Raw genomic sequence first — 18,660 nt, 5'->3', positions numbered from 1 at the left:
GGAGAGAAGATGCCAATAGCCAAAGAAACGATCGTGCCTACCTTTGCCGGTGGTGTTCTGGATCGCGCCGATCAGGTGCGGGTCAATCCGGAGAAGCTGCGCGCAGCGATGATGAATCCGCGGGCGAAGCTGCTCAAGATGGATGGCCTGAACCCGGTTTTTGATGATTTTGGTGATCTTGCCTGGGGCGCTGCCTATGAAGCATCGCCGGACAATGATCTGCTGTTGCTTGGCATTGACGGTGACACATCTTTTTTCGCCGAGCTAACGGGTGCGGGCGATGCCGGGCCGGCTGCCAATCCGGCGCTGTGGCAGACGCTGGGCTCATTGTCCCCAGATCAAGCTGCAATTTATGCGACAACGCGGAGTTTGGTCGATTGGCACGCGCGCCATCAATTTTGTGCGCAATGCGGCAATCCGACCCAGTCCCGCAAAGGCGGTTGGGCGCGGGTTTGTAGCCGTGAAGAAAATGGATGCGGCGCGGAGCATTTTCCGCGCACTGATCCGGTCGCGATCATGCTGTCGGAATGCGAAGGCAAGGTCTTGTTGGGCCGCCAACCGCGATTTCCACCCAAGCGCTTTTCGGCGCTGGCCGGATTTCTGGAACCCGGCGAGAGTATAGAGGGTTGCGTGAAACGGGAATTGTTCGAGGAAGCCGGAATCAAGGTTCGCGATGTGCGCTATGTTGCAAGCCAGCCTTGGCCTTTCCCTTCGTCGCTGATGATCGCCTGCACCAGCGTGACCGACGATCCGACGCTGACTCTCGACGAGGAAGAGATTGAGGAAGCGGCGTGGTTTTCGCTGGACGAGGTTAAAGCGGCCATGGCCGGTGATCCGGATGCCCCGTTTATCGCGCCACCACCCTTTGCTATCGCCCATGACCTTCTCCGCCACTGGCTGGATGAAAAGGAATGATATGACCGACCGGCTCGAACTGATGGGCGCGCCAGAGGGCTATCCGAAACCAAAAGTGGCCTTGCTGCCAACTTTCTACTTTCGCGACGGTGAGAATAATCTTGAAGCCATGGTCGACAGCACGCCGATTATCCGGCGGTTGGAAGCGGACTATGCCGGTCGTTCGGTCATCCCTGAAAATGAAGTGCTGCGCTTTCTGGATCTGCTGATCGAGGATTATGCCGATGAATGGCTGACCAAGGCTATGTTTCATTTTCGCTGGGCATTTCAGGCAGATGCAGATCATGTCGCACCATTGTTGGTTCAATGGACCAATCCCCAGTTGCCGGATGAACAGGTCGCCGTCTTGGCCGCGCAATTTTCGAAGCGTCAAATTGACCGGCTATATGTGGTGGGATCGAACAAGGTCACCGCAAAAACTATCGAGGACAGCTACGTCCGGTTGCTTGGCTTGCTCGACACGCTGATCCAACAGGAAGGCTTCATATTAGGCAGTCGCCCATCGGCCTGTGATTTCGCCCTCTATGGCCAGTTAACACAGCTTGCCCTAGTGGAGCCAAGTTCGATGGCGCTGACCAACCAATATGCACAAAGGGTACGGGCATGGGTTGATCGGATGGATGATCTGTCCGGCCATCGGGATGGTGAATGGCTCGCCGATGATCAATATGGCCCGTTGCAAGGGCTACTATCGGAAATTGGCCGGGTCTATGCGCCTTTCCTGATCGCCAACGCCCGCGCCATTCAGTCCGGTGCCGAGAATGTTGAAGCCGAAATTGATGGACGAAACTGGCAGCAACCGGCTTTCCCTTATCAAGCGAAATGTCTGGTCGCGTTGCGCGATGCCTATCAGGCGCTATCCGGTGACGCGAAAATAGAGGTCGACAAGATGCTGGCAGGAACAGGCTGTGAAACCCTGTTCGCAGGCGTTTAGACGAGCCCTAGGTTCGCCAGTTCGCCGAGCATCTCCGCCGGCATCTCCTCTGCGCCCTCCGCGCCGTCTCCGAGATCGGCGGGGGCATCTTTCTCTTCAAGATAACGCCAGCCCTGATGGGCGCGTTTGGGCATTGGCTGAACCGCAATAAGCCGGGGTTCCAACCTGATCCACTGCCGCCCCTGACCATTGTCCATGAAACCGATGATCGGGGACCGGCCGACGATTTTCTTTGCGTGAATCCAATAGAGCGAGCCACCGACCATTTCTTCGTGGCGCTTGGGCAAATAGCGGGTCGTCAGTCGAGCTTCGCCGCCGGTCTCTGCACTATCCACATGCGACTCGAGCCACTTTCTCAGCGTTGCAGGGCTTTCGCTTCGATAGGCGATCTTCGTCATGTTCAATGGCATAGGGAATATCTGTGGGGCAGGACCGATTTAGTCAAGCGCCTTCCTCGCCGGAATTGTCCCGATCCGCGAGTTTAATTCAACATTGTGCAAGTTTTAATTGCAAATGATTATCAATATCATATTGTAGGGCGGTCGATCACAGAGGAGATATATGTTGGGAGAGATTCTTGAAAAGCTGATGGTGCCATTGCCGGACATCAGGACGTTGCCATCGGTCGAGGCAAGATTGATCATCGCCTTTCGATTGGCTGTCGTGGCGACCAAGAGCGAATATGACTGCAAGGAATATCTATCAGACCGGCTGGGCGGGGAGCTTGCTGCCAATCGGATTTTGATATTGGCGGAGACCATTGGTTTCGCTTGGCCGGAACCGTTTCAGATCGGACGACCCTGTTGTTCACAAACCACGCCCGATGAAATATGGCTGATGGCAGCCATTCGCTTGGCGGCCGGCGGCAATCGTCCCGGTTTCGATATGCTGAGCTGTGAAATGATCGGTGATGGCGAGCGGGAACGGATATTCAATGACCTGAGTAATTTCGTCGCGGCTTATGCTTCGGGCTAGAGGCTGACCATCCCGCTGCCGACGGCAAGGCTCAGGAAAGCCAGAAAGCCCATAGTGTCGGTAATCATCGTGACAAAGACCGACGAGGCAAGGGCCGGATCCTGATGGAGCCGGTCAAGCATGACGGGCACGAATATGCCCGCAAAGCCAGCGATCACGATGTTGATCAGCATAGCCAGCGCGATGACCCCGCCGAGCATGGGATTGGCAAAAACCAGCGCCGTACCCAGTCCGACCAGAAGCGCGATCGTGCCGCCGTTGAGCAAGGCTATACGGAATTCCCGGCCGATGATTCTTCGCGTGTTGGACCGTGTCAGTTCGTTCATGGCCAAGGCGCGGACGGAAACAGCCATGGTCTGCGTGCCTGCATTTCCGCCAATGGACGCCACAATCGGCATCAGAATCGCAAGCGCGACCATCTGTTCAATGGCCGCCCCGAATATCGAGATAACAAAGCTGGCGACGAGAGCGGTTGCCAGATTAGCGACCAGCCAACGCACGCGCGCTTTGTAGGAATCGCGGATCGGTTCGTTAATATCGCCTTCGCCGGCACCCGACAGCAGCAGCACATCTTCGCTGGCCTCATCTTCGACAATATGGAGGATGTCATCAACGGTAATCATACCGATCAAGCGGCCGTCTTCGTTGACCACGGCGGCGGAGATCAGATTATATTTCTGGAAACGCAGCGCCACTTCTTCCTGGTCCATGTCGACCGGGATCAGAGTCTGCTCGCGCTTCATCACATCGGCAATGGCGATTTCACGCGGGGTTCTAAGGATCCAGCTGAGCTGGCATGTGCCTACCGGCCGTAACGCCGGATCGACGACATAAATCTCCCAGAATTCCGTCGTGAGCTCGTCATTCTTGCGGAGATAGTCGATCAGATCGCCGACCATCATATGTTCGGGCACCGCGACAAATTCGCGCTGCATGATCCGGCCAGCGGTTTCCTCCTCATAGGTGAGGGCGCTTTCGATCGCGGCGCGATCTTCGGCATCCAGCTCGGCCAGAACGGCCTGCTGCTCGCCTTCGTCAAGATCTTCGATGATCGCAACGGCGTCATCGGAGTCCAGCTGTTCGGTCAGGTCGGCAATCTGGCCGGGATCGAGCACTTCGATCAGATCTTCGCGAACGTGCTCGTTCATTTCGGCGAGTACGTCGGCGCTCACCATATCACCGAGGGCACCGGCCAGTGGTGCGCGTTCGTCCTCGTCTACCAGTTCGAACAGATCGGCAATGTCGGCATTGTGCAGCGGACCGACTAGTTCTTGAGCCAGCGTCGGATCATTTTCCTCAACCGCTTCTGAGACCGAACGAACAAATTCATCCGTGAGGCGGTTGTCCTCGTCGAGAATATCTTCATGTTCTGTGTTCGCATAGGGAGCGTCGTTGATCTCGGTCATCGCGATGCTCCTCTTTTGCGTGCGGTCGGCTGCTTACTAGTCATGGCAAGGTTGCAATTGCAATCTTTTGTGACAATTATCCTATGGCAGGGTGATTTTTTCCAACGCCTTGCCTATATGCGCCTCAACACTGATTCAATATATGAAAAAGGAATATATCCCATGGCGCATGAAAAAATGACTCTCCACCTCGAAACCGGCGATGTCGAAATCAAGCTGCGCGCTGATTTGGCGCCAAACCATGTTGCCCGGATCACCGAGCTGGCATCCGAAGGTTTCTATGATGGCGTGGTATTCCACCGTGTTATCGATGGCTTCATGGCGCAAGGCGGCGATCCAACGGGCACCGGCATGTCGGGTAGCGACAAGCCTGATCTTGCACAGGAATTCTCTGATGCACCGCATGCCGAAGGCGTTTGCTCGATGGCCCGCACGATGGACCCGAACAGCGCGAACAGCCAGTTCTTCATCTGCCTCGACAATGCGAACTTCCTCGACGGTCAATATACCGTCTGGGGTGAAGTGACTTCGGGCATGGAAGCCGTTCACGCGCTTCCAAAGGGCGAGCCACCAGCGCAGCCTGGCGCGATCAAGTCCGTAACACTCGGTTGAGCCACCGATATGCGTCTCAATAAACCCAGAATCGCCCCGCTCGCCGAGTCAGAACTTGATACGGAGAGTAGGGCGATGCTGGGTGAGCGCTTTCAGTCCGGCAAAATATTGAATATTTTCCGGACGCTGATCAAAGCACCGCGGGCTTATAAGGCGTTCATGTGGTGGGGTGGCTATATCCTGTCGCACCACAATGACCTGTCAGCGCGCGAGCGCGAGATCATAATCCTGCGCACCGGCTTCAATTGGAAGGCCGGCTATGAATGGGCGCAGCACGTCCGTATTGGCAAAGACTGTGGTCTGACCGATGAAGAGATTGAACGGATCAAGGCTGGACCAGATGCACCGGGCTGGACGCCTCTGGAAAGTGCCATGTTGCAAGCGACCGACGACCTGACCGGTGACGGCCATGTTGCCGATGCGACATGGGAGGCCTTAGCGGATCTGACGGAAAAACAGCGCATGGATCTGGTTATGACCGTCGGGCAATATAGTCAGGTGTCGATGCTGCTGAATAGCTTTGGCGTGCAGCTGGATGATGATCTGACGCTGGACCCTGATCTTAGAGCCTAAAGGCTCGCTTTTATCACCCAATCATGGAAAATCCGGACCGCACGGTTCTTCTTGTCGCGTTTGCGGCATACGAACCAATAGCTGTATGGGCTGTCGACATCATGGTCGAATAGTCGAACCAATCGCGGATCATTGGCGTCCGAAAAATGGCCGCCGTGCATGATCGCGACGCCAAGCCCCTGAGCCGCGGCTTCGAGCATTAACGGGCCGCTGTCGAGATGATCGATACCAGCTGGCTGCAGATCAGGTACGCCCACCACTTTCTTCCACTGATCAAAGGCACGGGTCATGTTGCTGTGGATCAGGATATTGTGATTTTTCAAATCGGCCGGATTTTTCACTGCATTGGGGCCTTCTGTCAGACCTTTTGATGCGATGGCATAGACTTTGTTGCTGTCCAGCTTCACCGAATAGAGGTTGGGATCGACATGGTCGCTGATGATGATGGCAGCATCGACCGCATCACCCAGGATATTTTCAGCATGAGCTGACGTATCCACATCGATATGCAATTTGGGATACAGCTTTTTCAGGGCCGGAAGCTGCGGCATCAACCGCGTCGCGCCGAAAAGAGGAAGGACGCCGAGCCGCAGCCGCATATCACCGCCGGTGACGATCATCTGGTCGACAGCTTCGGCAATGGTTTCCATCGCAGGCGCAACCGTTGCTAGCAGGAATATCCCATCTTCGTTCAGAACCATAGATTGGTTTCGCCGTTCGAACAGCGGTTTACCGATATGATTTTCTAGGGACTTGATTCGCCGACTCAGTGCAGGTGCAGACAGAGCAAGCTCGGCTGCGGCAGCCTTGGAAGAACCAAGGCGGGCAACGCGAATAAAGGCCTCAAGAGCGCGAAGGGGAGGAAGACGCCGCATAAGAAGATCAATATCGTAGTTTAATCCGCTTTGTGCAATGCAAAAATACAGGCCAACCCTACAAAATGTTGGAAAACAGACGTTAATATTATTATTAAGTTGCAATATATGCAACTCACAATGTTCTTTTCGCACTTGCACAATAAATGGTTTTGATGCATTTAGGATGAGCCTTTCAGGCATCCTCTCCTAAAAACTTTTATAGGCCAGTTCTCCGGAACTGGCCTTTTTTTTGTTCAAAACCCGCCATATTGCCCTTCATTAGAAAATCTGAGTCGCATATCGGCGAAGCGATCCCTATCTTGTTGGAAATGACCAGAACGATTATCGAGGAGATACGCCCCAGTGTCCGATCCAGCACCAGCCAAAGATAAAGTCGAGGCAGATGACAAGCTGTTGAAGCTGCAAGTCGCTAACGCACGGCCAGAGGATAGTGGCCGCGGTCTGGCACGGCTTTCCCGAGAAAATCTAAGCAAGCTGGGATTGGTCGAGGGTGATGTTGTTGAAATCCTCGGCAAACAGGCGAGCCCAGCACGGGCCGTCTTGCCGTACGAGGAAGATGAAGGCTTGGATTTTGTGAGGCTTGATGGCCTGCAACGCGCCAATGCAGGCGTCGGGGCCGGGGATTTTGTCGAAATTCGCAAAGTTGAATCTCGACCAGCCAAAAAAGTCGTTTTGGCGCCTGCGCAGAAGGATCTTCGTTTGCAAGGCAATGGCGATGGTCTGAAGCGCAGTTTCATGGGGCGTCCGTTGAAGGCTGGAGATTTTGTTGCAACCCATGGGCAACAGCAGGTCGATCGGGCGGACATGCCACCGCAATTGCAGCAAATGCTCGCGGCACCGGCTTTTTCTCTCACGCAAATACGACTCAGCGTCATTTCGACAGTGCCCAAAGGCATTGTGCATATTGATCAAGATACCGAAGTCGAATTGCGACCGGAATATGAAGAATCTACGGAGCATCGCCGTGCGGATGTGACCTATGATGATATTGGTGGCTTGCACGAAACAATTGATCAACTTCGCGAAATGGTCGAGCTGCCGTTGCGCTATCCGCAGCTGTTCACACGGCTTGGCGTTGATCCACCACGTGGTGTGCTGTTGCACGGCCCTCCGGGTACGGGAAAGACAAGACTCGCGCGGGCGGTTGCCAATGAAAGTGACGCAGAATTTTTTCTGATCAATGGCCCCGAAATCATGGGTTCGGCATTTGGCGAGTCGGAAAAGAAGCTGCGCGAGGTTTTTGAAGCGGCGACCAAAGCCTCACCATCGATCCTGTTCATCGACGAGATTGATTCGATCGCGCCGAAGCGTGGACAGGTGCAAGGCGAAGCAGAGAAACGTCTAGTCGCGCAATTGCTGACGCTGATGGATGGCCTGGAATCGCGGGTCAATTTGGTGGTGATTGCGGCAACCAATCGTCCGGAAGCCATTGATGAGGCGCTGCGCCGTCCCGGTCGTTTTGATCGGGAAATCATTGTCGGCGTGCCGGATGTTGCCGGACGAAGGGAAATATTGGGTATTCACACCCGTGGTATGCCTATCGACAAATCCGTTGATTTAAAAGAACTTGCACGCACAACCTATGGTTTTGTTGGAGCAGATTTGGCGGCGTTGACGCGTGAGGCAGCGATTGAAGCGGTGCGCCGGATCATGCCAAAACTTGATCTCGAATCAGAAGTCGTACCGCCGGAAGTGCTGGAAGAATTGGTCGTTTATCGGCATGATTTCGTTGAAGCTTTGAAACGGGTTCAGCCATCGGCAATGCGCGAAGTCATGGTGCAGGCGCCTGATGTCCGCTGGGAAGATATTGGTGGTCTCGACGACGCGCAAATGCGGTTGAAAGAGGGCATCGAACTGCCGATGAAAAATCCGGAAGCCTTTGCGCGACTGGGCATTCGTCCGGCCAAAGGTTTTCTACTCTATGGCCCTCCGGGTACCGGCAAGACATTGCTTGCAAAGGCTGTGGCGCGGGAAGCCGAAGCCAATTTTATTGCTACCAAGTCGAGCGACCTTCTGTCCAAATGGTATGGCGAGAGCGAACAACAGATAGCACGCCTATTTGCGCGGGCGCGGCAAGTTGCGCCGACGGTCCTGTTTATCGACGAGATTGATAGTCTCGTCCCGGCACGCGGTGGCGGCATGGGCGAGCCCCATGTCACCGAAAGAGTGGTCAATACGATCCTCGCCGAGATGGACGGGCTGGAAGAGATGCAGTCGGTGATATTGATCGGTGCGACCAATCGCCCCGGCATGGTGGACCCGGCGTTGCTGCGACCCGGCCGATTTGATGAACTGGTTTATGTTCCGGTTCCGGAAAAAGCTGGTCGTCGGCGTATCTTGGCCATTCACACGTCGAAAATGCCGTTGGGCAAGGATGTTGATCTCGATGAAATGGCGGATAGAACGGAGCGCTATTCGGGGGCCGATTTAGAAGATCTGGTCCGCCGGGCAGGGCTCTATGCGCTGCGAGAATTTGGCGGCTTGGTTGAAACTGTCCAGATGAAGCATTTTGTGAAAGCGCTGGAAGACAGCCGCGCTTCGGTAACGCCTGAAATGGAAGAAGAATATTCCAAAATAGAGGCACATCTGAAGCAAAATGCGATGCGCGCCGAACCCATTGGCTTTGTCACGCCGGGAATGTTGACGCCGGTCAAGGACAGCAAGCATTAGCGGCTGGCGATGTTCTGTTCATCGAGTTTGAGGGATTTTAGGCCCCAACCGAACAGGAAGACGCAGACGGCTGTCGCCAGCCAGAACGGGAATGCGCCAGCATAGGTATAGAGCAGAACGCCCAGCGCCGGTGACGCGATAAAGGCCATGCCATTTACCGACGCAACAATCCCGGCGACGCCGTTTTGCTCGGATCGTTTGACGGCAAGCGATGCTCCGGCGGTGAAGCCCGGGCGGAACAGGCCAAATCCCAATGATGCCACCGCAAATCCGATGACGATGCCGTAGAGATCGTGGGACAATCCGATGATCAGGCAACCCAGGGCGCCCAGAACCATGCCCCATAATATCGAGGCCCGTGGCCCCATTTGCAGCAGCGGTATCAAGCCCCATTGTGCCAATAAAGTCGCCGCTGCGCCGGACATCAATACCAGGCCCGTCATTCTTATTCCCATTTCTGGATCGCCGCGCAGTCCCAGTCGATCGAGCACCAGAAAGCCGACTACGCCCAATATCAAGGCATGTGCGTTGCCGCCCAGAACGCCTGTGATCAGCCATGGTTTGATCCGATCGTCACCCCAGCGCAAACGTGGTGGCAGACCAGCTTCCTTGTCGCCGCTGTCGTCTTCCTCTTTCAGGCTGTTCGCCGACGGCGCAGAACTATATGGTTCGGATGTCACCACACCCCGCGCTTCATAGTCGGGATTATCATTGGGCAATTTCAACGCCAATGCGATCATCACCAATATGCCGATGGCGGCAAAGGCGAACATCGGGCTGGAAAGGCCCAGAACCGGTAGAATCATCAACGGGGCAATGGCGGGGCCGACAATCGTACCAAGGCCAAAGGAGGAGGAAATCAACGACAGTGCCTTGGTTCGGTCGGCGCGTGCGGTCCGGGACGCCACATAGGCCTGCACGGCCGGTGGAGCAGCAGAGCCGAGGCCGCCGTATAGGCTGCGGAACAAAGCAAATAGGATGAACGTCCAAAGCGCGCTATACCAGCCGAGCAGTCCTAGAAACAACGCCAGGCCCGCTAATGCGAAGGAGGCCGTAAAGCCGATCATGCCCAAGTGCATCAGTGCTTTTCGGCCGCGATGATCCGATTGGCGTGCCCATTTTGGAGCGGTATATACCCATAGCAACGCTGACCAGCTGAACGCGGCGCTGACCCAGAAATCCGGAATGCTCAGCTGCGTGCCGATCGTCGGCAAAATCGACTGCATCGCGGTATTGCCCGACGCGGTGACAAGCATGACCGAGAAAAGAACCGCCATACGGGTGCTATCAATTGGCTTGACCTCGGCAGAAGGGGGATTGTTCCGGTGTACCGGATCAATATTGGGGGAATCAGCCATGTCGCTCCTATGCCACTCTATTTTTGCCAGTCATAGGCTCGTTCGATGCGAGAAACATGCAGGCTATATGCGCTATACCATTTGTCTCGCCCTTGTTCGCGAATGGCGGCATGGTCGGGGTTGTCGCGCCAAGCTTTGGCACTGGCATCATCGCGCCAATAGCTGATTGTTATGCCAAAACCATCCGGAGACCGCGCATGATCTTCTCCGAGATATCCGGGTTGCTGTGCGACTAGCTCGCTCATTGCCGTTGCTGCGGCCTGATAAGCTTCTTCCTCTACGCCCGTACGCAGCGCGCAAAAAATGACGGCGATGGAGTCTTTAGGATGTAGTTGCATGCCTCTCTTTTAGTCGGTCCCATGTAACGGGCAACCGCTAATATATTTGTAACCGATGCTGTAACGCTCTAGTAAGACAGTTTGTTCTGCTACCGGAGGAATCAATTGACCGACAGTATCGCCAAAACCAAGATGATGGATCGCATGAAGCGAGGATTGGAGAGGCGTCTGGGTCCTTGGGGTGTTTTCTTCAAGGGGTTTTTGAAACACCCGGTGATGGTGGGATCGATCATCCCTTCGTCGGACATTACGATCAAAAAAATGCTCGAACCCGTCAAATGGGATGAGTGCGATCTTTTCGTTGAATATGGGCCGGGTGTCGGAACATTCTGCCGTCCGGTGCTGGAACGGATGAAGCCGGATGCAAGCTTGATTGTGATCGACCTCAATCCCGATTTTATAGACTATCTCAGCAAATCTATCCGCGACAGCCGTTTCTACCCGATTCACGGGTCGGCAGCCGATGTGCAAAAAATCATAAACGAGCTTGGGCACGAGAAAGCGGATTATATCCTTTCCGGCTTGCCCTTTTCGACATTGCCCGACCAACTCGGCCCCAAAATCGCCGAAGAGACGTATGAAGCGATCCGACCGGGTGGCGCCTTTCTGGTCTATCAATTCGTCAAAAAGGCGCGTGACTTTATGACACCGCATTTTGACCATATCGACCAAGGCTATTCATTCTGGAACATATTGCCATGCCATTTGTTCTGGGGATGGAAAGCAAAATAGTCGTTCGTCGATAGCTGAATGTCGTTGGTCGAAGCCGATAGTCGGTGAGACCGAGTTTACCGGCATGTTTGGCGACATATCTATGTATTTTGATTGAGAGGAATATCCCGATGTCCCGTTTATCTCGTACCCTTTTTCTGGCGCTGACCACGACAGCATTGACGGTCGCGGCGCCTGTATTGGCGAAGCATCATGAGGTAGCTGAACCAGCGCCCGTGAGCGAGTTGGTTGATGCAGTTGATATTCCTTATGAAGAATTCACCCTCGATAACGGGTTGAAAGTCCTGGTTCATACTGATCGCAAAGCACCGGTTGTGGCCGTCTCTATCTGGTATGGCGTCGGATCGGCTCACGAACCCGAGGGCAAGACCGGCTATGCGCATCTGTTTGAACATATCATGTTCAACGGTTCGGAAAATGCACCCGGAGATTATTTCGAACCGTTGCGGCAGATTGGCGCGACCGATCTCAACGGTACGACCTGGCTCGACCGGACCAACTATTTCCAGACCGTCCCGACCTCTGCACTTGATGTGGCCTTGTTCCTCGAAAGTGACCGGATGGGGCATTTGCTCGAGGCCGTGACGCAGGAGAAGCTCGACAATCAAATCAGCGTTGTGTCGAACGAGAAACGTCAGGGCGACAACCGGCCTTATGGTCTGGTCGGCTATCGGCAGACCGAGTTGCTCTTTCCTTCAGACCATCCCTATGGGCATGACACGATCGGTTCTTTGGAAGACCTTGAAGCCGCATCGCTGGACGATATGAAACAATGGTTCATCGATCATTATGGACCGAATAATTCTATTCTGGTGCTCGCCGGCGATATCGATACCGCGACCGCGAAAACGATGGTCAACAAATGGTTTGGCGCTATTCCTTCCGGCAAACCAATCCCGCAGCTCGATCCTGAACTGCCGACGCTCGATGCGCCGATCTACGAGGTGATGAAGGACAAGGTCGCAACCACCCGTATTTACCGCAACTGGGTGGTGCCGGGCCTGAACGATCCCGACTATACGCCGCTTGATGTCGGTTTGACTGTTCTTGGTGGTTTGGCCAGTTCGCGGCTCGACAATATCATGGTGCGCGAAGAGAAAAATGCGGTTGCCGTTTCGGCCTATGTCATTCCGTTCGTGCATGGCAGCTTTGTCGAGATATTGGCGGATGTGAAACCGGGCGAGGATGCAGATGTTGTCGCCAAGCGGCTGGACGAGATTATCGCGGATTTCATCGCCAATGGCCCGACTGAAGATGAAGTACAGCGCGTAGCAACGCGCGATGCCGCTGCGCGGATCGCTGGACTTGAACAGGTTGGCGGGTTTAGTGGCAAGGCGGTCGCTTTGGCGAAGGGCAAGCTCTATTCCGATGATCCGGATCATTATAAAAAGGAACTAAGCCGACTGGCATCGACGACACCCGAAGCGGTCAAGGCGGCGATGCAGAAATGGCTGACCCGTCCCGTGCTGGGTATCCGGGTGATTCCGGGCGAGCGCGATGCTTATCAGGAAGTCGGCGCTGGCAAGGGCGAGCGGACCGGCGTTCTGACCGCCCCAGCTTATTACATGCAGGATGGCGAACCAGTGACGGTAACCGCGCCGGATCGTTCCCAATTGCCGCCAGTGGGTGACATTCCCAATGTCGACTTCCCGGATGTCGAAACAGCGACCCTGTCCAATGGTATCAAAGTCTATTTCGCGCAGCGAGATGCGGTGCCGATGACCCGGGTGACCTTGTCTTTCAATGCTGGCACCAGCGCGGATTCACCGGATAAGCTGGGGTTACAGAATTTCGTCACGGCCATATTGGAAGAAGGCACAACCAGCCTGACATCGATCGAAATTGCCGAGCAGCAAGAGCGGCTCGGTGCCAATATTGGCATTGGCGGCGGACGCGATCGTACGGATGTTGACCTGCGGGCCGTCAATCCGAATTTGGATGCTTCGCTCGATCTGATGGCGGATATTGTTAAGAACCCGGCGTTCAAGCCCGATGATATCGAGCGCATCCGGGTTCAGCAGCTAACCGCCATTGATCGGGAAGAGAGCAACCCGCGGAGTATCGCCACCAATATCCTTCCGCCTTTGGTTTTCGGTTCGGAACATCCTTATGGCCGCGGCCTTTCGGGTAACGGGACGAAGGAAACCGTATCGGCGATAACGCGCGATGACCTGTCTGACTTTCATCAGCAATGGATGCACCCTGAGAAGGCAACGATCTTCGCAGCGGGTAAGATTGATAAGCAAGAATTGCTCGACAAGCTTGAGATGCGTTTCGGCCGTTGGCAAGGAAGCGGACAAGCCGCACCAGCAAAGAATTTTGATGCGCCTGTTCCGGAAGGGGAAGGCCGGATCATCGTCATCCACCGTCCGAATTCTCCGCAATCGATGATATTGGCGGGGCAGGTCCTGCCATATAAAGGGGCGGATGATCTGCTGACGCTCAACGCGGCCAATGAAGTTTTGGGCGGCAATTTCCTCTCGCGGATCAACATGGATCTTCGCGAAACCAAAGGTTGGAGCTACGGCACACGCAACACCGTGTTGCGTGGAGAAGATCGGGTGCTCTACACGATGCGCGCGCCGGTTCAGACCAACCAAACCGGGCCCGCTGTCGCTGCAATTGATGCGCAGGTTCGATCATTTCTGGGCGAAAATGGTGTCACGCCAGCGGAGCTGGAACGGACGGTCAACGGCAATGTTCGCCAATTGCCTGGCCAGTTTGAGCGTACTGTGAATATTCTAGGACAGATGCAGGGTGATGCGATGTACGGAAGAGCGTCCGATTATGCCGAAAACGTTGCAGGACGCTACAAAGCACTGACCACGGAAGATTTGAACGCTGCCATGGCGGAAGCCATCGACCCGGACAAATTCACCTGGGTCATTGTCGGTGATGTCGACAAGATCAAAAGCCAGTTGGACGCGCTCGAAATGCCAATAGAATATCGCGGCTATGAAGCTAGTGACACTAGTGTTAATAATGCTGGTTCAAGCGATTCGTCGGTCGGTAACGATTGACCGGCAATTGCGAGCGAAGAATTTAAAAGGAGAAGAATATGTCTATTGCAGGTGTCTATGATTGCGTAACCAAATCCCCAATGGGTGACCAGAATTCAGTGCTGACGCTGGTTGTCGATGGCGACACCGTGACCGGCACCAACGCCGGCGCAACCGGTGCGATGGATGTCGAAGAAGGCAAAGTGGATGGCGATAGCGCCACTTGGGTCATGAACATGACCGTTCCAATGCCAATGAAACTGGAAGCCAGCGTGACCGTTGATGGTGACACGTTGACCGGTTCGGTCAAAGCTGGCGCATTTGGCGAAATGGCGATGACCGGAACCCGTCAAAGCTAAGCAATTGCTCAATAAAAAAGGGCCGCTATCCCATTGGGTAGCGGCCCTTTTTTTGTCTCTGATTTTGGGCGGGTCTAGCGGATAACAACGCTCACCGCACGGCGGTTTTGTGCCCATGCGCTCTCGTTGGAAGCGAGCGCTTCCGGGCGTTCCTTGCCATAGCTCACCGTCGTCATCCGCGTAGGGCTGACACCCAGCGACGCGAGATAGTTTTTCGCCGCATTGGCACGGCGTTCGCCCAGCGCCAGATTATAGTCACGGGTGCCGCGTTCATCGGCATGGCCTTCGATGGTAATCTGGGCATTTTGGTTTTGTGCCAGCCATTGTGCCTGACTTTGCAAGATAGCCTGATCCCGGGGATCGATATTAAAACGGTCGGTATCGAACAGCACTCTGTCGGACATCGTATTGGCCAGAAAATCTTCTTGTGAGCCCATCGCATAGCCTGGGCCAGCGGGCGCAGTCGGTGCTGGAGTTGGCGCCGTACCAACCGGGGCTGGTGGTAGAACTTCAGGAGGTTTTTTGGCGCAGCCAGCCAAACCCAAGCTAGCTGTAATCAGGAGGGGGGTCGCATATTTGATCATCATATTGCTCCTAGTTGAAAATGCCCTTGGGCGAGATATAACCTTTTTTCAGTGACTTGTCTCGATTTGAATTTACGGCAGCAATGGTCCCCATGCGGGATCAGAGCCATTGACCGGCGTCGGTAGCTGTCTTTCATTGCGGCCCGTAAGGTCGACTTGCCAAATTCCCGTCTTCCCGCTTCCCCGAGTTGTCCGGAAAAACTGGATAACCCGACCATTGGGCGCCCATGTCGGGGCTTCGTCCTGCCAGCTGTTGGTGAGCAGTCGTTGACCACCGCCGCTGGGCGTCATCACGCCGATGCGGAAATTGCCGGCTATCTTGGTGAAAGCGATCAAATCTCCGCGTGGGCTCCATTCCGGTGTGGCAAAGCGCCCGCCACCAAAGCTGATTCGCCGTTCATTGCCGCCATTGGCATCCATGACATAAAGCTGCTGGCTACCCGAGCGGTCGCTTTCAAACACGATCCGACTGCCATCCGGAGAGAAGCTGCCGCCGATATCAATGCCGGGAGAGAAGGTGAGGCGCTGCGGATTGGAACCACCGGACGCGGACACCTTGTAGATGTCGGTATTGCCGGCAATGGCCATGGAATAGAGTATCCATTTGCCATCGGGGGACCAGCGCGGCGCGAAAGTCGGATTGGTGCTCTGCGTAATCAGACGCTGGCGACCCATGCCAATGTCATAAATGTAGATACGCGGGTTTCCATCGAGAAAACTCAGATAGACGATGCTTTTATAGTCGGGAGAGAAACGGGGCGTGAGAGCCGTCGCCCGACCGTTGGTAATGAAGCGATGGTTGGCGCCGTCGCTGTCCATGATCGCGAGCCTTTTGACCCGGTTTTCTTTAGGGCCGGTCTCCGCAATATAAGCGATGCGGCTATCGAAAAACGGAGATTCTCCGCTCAAACGCGAATAGATGGCATCCGCGCATTTATGCGCTGCCCGACGCCATTCGCCTGGATTCACGACAAAACCCTGACGTGTGAGTTCGGTTTCCAGCGCGACATCATAGAGATAGCAGCCGACGGTCAGCTTCCCGTCGCTATTGGCCTGAACAAAACCTTGGACCAATGCGGAGGCATTGGCGCCGCTCCAATAAGGAAACTGTGGAGCGGTGACTTCGGAATAGCTGATCCCGCGGACTTGGTTGCGCCCAAGTGGTTTGAACAACCCGCTCGATCGCAGGTCACTGGCGATAACATCGCTGATCCTGCCGCCTAGTTCCGCGGTGTTGCCGGCGGGCGTCTCTATATTTTGCGGTGTTGGCAGGCCGGGAACTGCAATGACCAGCTCTGCGGATGCGCTATTGTCGACGTCGACCGTCAACTGGGCATGGGCGGCCGTTGTTAGTCCGAAAGAGGTGATTATGCTCAGAATCAACGTACGAAAATAAAGGGGGATGGGTTGCATGGTCGGTCTCCTAGACACCAAGATACAGGATAGGTTCTATAACCTTCCATTCATCGTAAAATTTCTCGGGAAAGCTTGTGAAAGGTGCGGCAAGCCTGACTGCGGCAATGGCTCTTTCCTGATGGATTGCGACTTGAGATCGGTTGCTCGGTGTTATGCCGGTGGTTGTGGCAGTCGGTGTGCCGATGATACCACCGCTGCTATCGAGACGCGCCGTAACCTTGGTGCGCAAGAGCTCCGCGTCCGCCCCTGTGGGCGGCCGCCATTTCTGTTTGACCAGTCGATATAGTTCGCGCTGCAGCGATGCGACAGCCGCTGGCGATGCCTTTGACGCGGTAATATTCTGGTTCCGGCTAACCGATGATGCGTCGGTGACGCCTTTTAGGAAATCATCGCCCAATCGGGAACCGCGTGGCTTGGGTTTCGGTTTTGGTGTGGGCTTAGCGATGGGTCGCGTTGGCTTGACCGCTGGCCTTGGCGTTGCCTCTACTTTTGCTGGTTCGGGCAGCGGTTCCGGTTCGACAAAATTGTTTTCTGTGGGGATACCAAGCTCAGGCGCTATGCTGGTTGCGGGGGTAACGAGCGCAGGATCGGGGGTCGCGCTTTCCAAGCCGACTTCATCGGCAATCATCACTTCGATTGGCTTGTTCCGAAAAGCATCATTGGTGCTGGAAAGAATGCTGAGCGACAACGCGCCGAACAGAGCCACATGGCCCGCAGCTGCTACTCCCAAGCCAATTTTTTCAGCTTTTTCCATATCAGCGGTCCATCACTATCGCGCCTCGGATGAACCTGTTGTGACCAACGAAACCCGGTTTAATCCGGCCCGGTTGAGCTCGCCCATCACATCCATAATCAAACCGTAATCAAGCGTGGTGTCTCCGCGCAGCATGATCTGCCGGGGATCGTCCGGATTTTGATTGGCGGCTATATCGCCCAGCCAGAGCGCCAAGGCGTCCCGGTTGATTTCTTCGTCATCGATATAGACACGGCCCTCGCTATCGATAGCAATCTGTATGGGTTCCTGATCCTGTTCGAGCGCATTGGCGCGGCTTTCTGGCAGGTTGACGGGTACGCCGGTGACCAGCAGCGGGGCCGTGACCATGAAAATGATCAGCAATACCAGCATGACATCGACGAAGGGCGTGACATTGATCTCCGCCATCGGCGCGCGTCCGCGACTAGTGCCGCGCCTCCCGATACCAGATCCCATATTCATGCCCATGCTCAGTCCCCAAGCTCCAGCTCGCGGCTGAGCGTGGCGTGAAACCCATCGGCAAACCGACCCATGCGGGCCTCCAGCTTGTTCAGGCGATGGGAGAAGCGGTTATAGGCAATGACCGCCGGAATGGCGGCAAATAGACCAATGGCTGTGGCGAATAGGGCCTCGGCAATGCCGGGCGCGACCACCGCCAGCGAACTATTCTGCTCTGCGGCAATGGCCGAGAAGCTGCGCATGATGCCCCAGACGGTGCCAAATAGACCAACAAAGGGGGCAACACTGCCCACGGTTGCAAGAAAATTGAGTCTGTCTGCGATGCGATCGATTTCATGGGCAATGGTGGCGTTCATCGCGGTGGCTAGCCGTTGCCGGGTGCCGTCCCGGTCAATCGGGCCCTTTGCGGTTGAACGACGCCATTCTTTGATACCGGAGGCTAAGACTTTTGCGCTGGGCAGACTGGACTGGCCATATTCGTCATAAAAGCGGTCGATATTATCGGCCTTGGAGAAAGCCAGTTCAAATTTTTCCGATTTTCGGGCAGTTTTGGCGATGGTCATGCCAAAGCTGATAATGATCGCCCATGTCCATATGCTGGCGAGCAGCAGGCCAATCATTACCGTTTTGACGACAATATCGGCTTCTAAAAAGAGCATGAAGGGAGAGAAGTTTCCGGCGGTCGCTCCCAAAGAAAG

Annotated in this window: 19 protein-coding genes; 9 read left to right on the top strand and 10 right to left on the bottom strand. The window is 55.1% G+C overall.

The window, feature by feature from the left end:
* Positions 1-9: 9 nt before the first annotated feature.
* On the top strand, positions 10-915 hold the full coding sequence (nudC, locus tag ABJG22_RS13585; protein ID WP_348020803.1) for an NAD(+) diphosphatase: 906 nt from the start codon (positions 10-12) through the stop codon (positions 913-915).
* A gap of 1 nt (position 916) precedes the next feature.
* Complete coding sequence (locus tag ABJG22_RS13580; protein WP_348020802.1) at positions 917-1,849, top strand: glutathione S-transferase C-terminal domain-containing protein; 933 nt, start codon at positions 917-919, stop codon at positions 1,847-1,849.
* Here the strand turns inward: ABJG22_RS13580 and ABJG22_RS13575 are convergent.
* Positions 1,846-2,259 carry a DUF1489 domain-containing protein gene (locus ABJG22_RS13575; protein WP_348020801.1) on the bottom strand — a complete coding sequence of 138 codons (414 nt, stop codon included), beginning with the start codon at positions 2,257-2,259 and terminating at the stop codon, positions 1,846-1,848. The genes ABJG22_RS13580 and ABJG22_RS13575 overlap by 4 nt on opposite strands.
* Positions 2,260-2,410: 151 nt before the next feature.
* Between ABJG22_RS13575 and ABJG22_RS13570 the strand changes: the two genes are divergently transcribed.
* Entirely contained in the window at positions 2,411-2,824 is a 414-nt protein-coding gene (locus tag ABJG22_RS13570) for a hypothetical protein (RefSeq protein ID WP_348020800.1), read from the top strand.
* Here ABJG22_RS13570 and mgtE read toward each other — a convergent pair.
* A complete protein-coding gene (mgtE, locus tag ABJG22_RS13565) occupies positions 2,821-4,230 on the bottom strand; it encodes a magnesium transporter (protein ID WP_348020799.1) in 1,410 nt (469 codons plus the stop codon). The genes ABJG22_RS13570 and mgtE overlap by 4 nt on opposite strands.
* A 162-nt stretch (positions 4,231-4,392) precedes the next feature.
* On the opposite strand from mgtE, the gene ABJG22_RS13560 reads away from it, so the two are divergent.
* The gene (locus ABJG22_RS13560; RefSeq protein WP_348020798.1) at positions 4,393-4,842 is read left to right on the top strand and encodes a peptidylprolyl isomerase; all 450 of its coding nucleotides are present in this window, start codon (positions 4,393-4,395) and stop codon (positions 4,840-4,842) included.
* A gap of 9 nt (positions 4,843-4,851) precedes the next feature.
* Positions 4,852-5,415: a carboxymuconolactone decarboxylase family protein gene (locus ABJG22_RS13555; protein WP_348020797.1), complete on the top strand. Its 564-nt coding sequence runs from the start codon at positions 4,852-4,854 to the stop codon at positions 5,413-5,415.
* On the opposite strand, the gene ABJG22_RS13550 is transcribed toward ABJG22_RS13555, so the two are convergent.
* Positions 5,412-6,290 (bottom strand): LysR substrate-binding domain-containing protein, encoded by an 879-nt coding sequence (locus ABJG22_RS13550; protein WP_348020796.1) that lies wholly within the window; start codon positions 6,288-6,290, stop codon positions 5,412-5,414. The two genes, ABJG22_RS13555 and ABJG22_RS13550, sit on opposite strands and share 4 nt — an antisense overlap.
* A 396-nt stretch (positions 6,291-6,686) precedes the next feature.
* Here ABJG22_RS13550 and ABJG22_RS13545 point away from each other — a divergent pair, with 396 nt between their 5' ends.
* Complete coding sequence (locus ABJG22_RS13545) at positions 6,687-8,963, top strand: CDC48 family AAA ATPase (protein ID WP_348020929.1); 2,277 nt, start codon at positions 6,687-6,689, stop codon at positions 8,961-8,963.
* On the opposite strand, the gene ABJG22_RS13540 is transcribed toward ABJG22_RS13545, so the two are convergent.
* Both ABJG22_RS13540 and ABJG22_RS13535 read right to left on the bottom strand, forming a co-directional pair.
* Positions 8,960-10,321: an MFS transporter gene (locus ABJG22_RS13540; protein ID WP_348020795.1), complete on the bottom strand. Its 1,362-nt coding sequence runs from the start codon at positions 10,319-10,321 to the stop codon at positions 8,960-8,962. The genes ABJG22_RS13545 and ABJG22_RS13540 overlap by 4 nt on opposite strands.
* Positions 10,322-10,338: 17 nt before the next feature.
* Positions 10,339-10,659: an antibiotic biosynthesis monooxygenase gene (locus ABJG22_RS13535; RefSeq protein WP_348020794.1), complete on the bottom strand. Its 321-nt coding sequence runs from the start codon at positions 10,657-10,659 to the stop codon at positions 10,339-10,341.
* 132 nt (positions 10,660-10,791) lie between these two features.
* Between ABJG22_RS13535 and ABJG22_RS13530 the strand changes: the two genes are divergently transcribed.
* The 3 genes from ABJG22_RS13530 (at position 10,792) to ABJG22_RS13520 (ending at position 14,749) form a co-directional block, all read left to right on the top strand.
* Positions 10,792-11,391, top strand: coding sequence for a methyltransferase domain-containing protein (locus ABJG22_RS13530; protein ID WP_348020928.1), 600 nt, complete (start codon positions 10,792-10,794; stop codon positions 11,389-11,391).
* A 110-nt stretch (positions 11,392-11,501) separates the two neighbouring features.
* A complete protein-coding gene (locus ABJG22_RS13525) occupies positions 11,502-14,411 on the top strand; it encodes a pitrilysin family protein (RefSeq protein ID WP_348020793.1) in 2,910 nt (969 codons plus the stop codon).
* A 38-nt stretch (positions 14,412-14,449) separates the two neighbouring features.
* Positions 14,450-14,749 carry a hypothetical protein gene (locus tag ABJG22_RS13520; RefSeq protein ID WP_348020792.1) on the top strand — a complete coding sequence of 100 codons (300 nt, stop codon included), beginning with the start codon at positions 14,450-14,452 and terminating at the stop codon, positions 14,747-14,749.
* Positions 14,750-14,823: 74 nt separating this feature from the next.
* On the opposite strand, the gene pal is transcribed toward ABJG22_RS13520, so the two are convergent.
* The 5 genes from pal to tolQ form a co-directional block, all read right to left on the bottom strand.
* Complete coding sequence (pal, locus tag ABJG22_RS13515) at positions 14,824-15,330, bottom strand: peptidoglycan-associated lipoprotein Pal (protein WP_348020927.1); 507 nt, start codon at positions 15,328-15,330, stop codon at positions 14,824-14,826.
* Between the two features lie 75 nt (positions 15,331-15,405).
* Complete coding sequence (gene tolB, locus ABJG22_RS13510; RefSeq protein ID WP_348020791.1) at positions 15,406-16,746, bottom strand: Tol-Pal system beta propeller repeat protein TolB; 1,341 nt, start codon at positions 16,744-16,746, stop codon at positions 15,406-15,408.
* Positions 16,747-16,756: 10 nt separating this feature from the next.
* The gene (locus tag ABJG22_RS13505) at positions 16,757-17,503 is read right to left on the bottom strand and encodes a cell envelope biogenesis protein TolA (RefSeq protein WP_348020790.1); all 747 of its coding nucleotides are present in this window, start codon (positions 17,501-17,503) and stop codon (positions 16,757-16,759) included.
* 15 nt (positions 17,504-17,518) lie between these two features.
* On the bottom strand, positions 17,519-17,971 hold the full coding sequence (tolR, locus tag ABJG22_RS13500) for a protein TolR (RefSeq protein WP_348020789.1): 453 nt from the start codon (positions 17,969-17,971) through the stop codon (positions 17,519-17,521).
* A gap of 2 nt (positions 17,972-17,973) precedes the next feature.
* A complete protein-coding gene (gene tolQ / locus ABJG22_RS13495; RefSeq protein WP_348020926.1) occupies positions 17,974-18,621 on the bottom strand; it encodes a protein TolQ in 648 nt (215 codons plus the stop codon).
* Between the last annotated feature and the right edge of the window lie 39 nt (positions 18,622-18,660).

The sequence above is a fragment of the Parasphingorhabdus sp. genome (assembly GCF_039939955.1).
Taxonomy (GTDB): domain Bacteria; phylum Pseudomonadota; class Alphaproteobacteria; order Sphingomonadales; family Sphingomonadaceae; genus Parasphingorhabdus.
The sequence above is the reverse complement of the archived record's forward strand: the minus strand, read 5'-3'. Positions and strand labels throughout refer to the sequence as shown.

Coding starts and splice junctions, on each gene's coding strand:
- nudC (WP_348020803.1), top strand. CDS start 10: ATGCCAATAGCCAAAGAAACGATCGTGCCTACCTTTGCCGGTGGTGTT.
- ABJG22_RS13580 (WP_348020802.1), top strand. CDS start 917: ATGACCGACCGGCTCGAACTGATGGGCGCGCCAGAGGGCTATCCGAAA.
- ABJG22_RS13575 (WP_348020801.1), bottom strand. CDS start 2,259: ATGCCATTGAACATGACGAAGATCGCCTATCGAAGCGAAAGCCCTGCA.
- ABJG22_RS13570 (WP_348020800.1), top strand. CDS start 2,411: ATGTTGGGAGAGATTCTTGAAAAGCTGATGGTGCCATTGCCGGACATC.
- mgtE (WP_348020799.1), bottom strand. CDS start 4,230: ATGACCGAGATCAACGACGCTCCCTATGCGAACACAGAACATGAAGAT.
- ABJG22_RS13560 (WP_348020798.1), top strand. CDS start 4,393: ATGGCGCATGAAAAAATGACTCTCCACCTCGAAACCGGCGATGTCGAA.
- ABJG22_RS13555 (WP_348020797.1), top strand. CDS start 4,852: ATGCGTCTCAATAAACCCAGAATCGCCCCGCTCGCCGAGTCAGAACTT.
- ABJG22_RS13550 (WP_348020796.1), bottom strand. CDS start 6,290: ATGCGGCGTCTTCCTCCCCTTCGCGCTCTTGAGGCCTTTATTCGCGTT.
- ABJG22_RS13540 (WP_348020795.1), bottom strand. CDS start 10,321: ATGGCTGATTCCCCCAATATTGATCCGGTACACCGGAACAATCCCCCT.
- ABJG22_RS13535 (WP_348020794.1), bottom strand. CDS start 10,659: ATGCAACTACATCCTAAAGACTCCATCGCCGTCATTTTTTGCGCGCTG.
- ABJG22_RS13530 (WP_348020928.1), top strand. CDS start 10,792: ATGATGGATCGCATGAAGCGAGGATTGGAGAGGCGTCTGGGTCCTTGG.
- ABJG22_RS13525 (WP_348020793.1), top strand. CDS start 11,502: ATGTCCCGTTTATCTCGTACCCTTTTTCTGGCGCTGACCACGACAGCA.
- ABJG22_RS13520 (WP_348020792.1), top strand. CDS start 14,450: ATGTCTATTGCAGGTGTCTATGATTGCGTAACCAAATCCCCAATGGGT.
- tolB (WP_348020791.1), bottom strand. CDS start 16,746: ATGCAACCCATCCCCCTTTATTTTCGTACGTTGATTCTGAGCATAATC.
- ABJG22_RS13505 (WP_348020790.1), bottom strand. CDS start 17,503: ATGGAAAAAGCTGAAAAAATTGGCTTGGGAGTAGCAGCTGCGGGCCAT.
- tolR (WP_348020789.1), bottom strand. CDS start 17,971: ATGGGCATGAATATGGGATCTGGTATCGGGAGGCGCGGCACTAGTCGC.
- tolQ (WP_348020926.1), bottom strand. CDS start 18,621: ATGCTCTTTTTAGAAGCCGATATTGTCGTCAAAACGGTAATGATTGGC.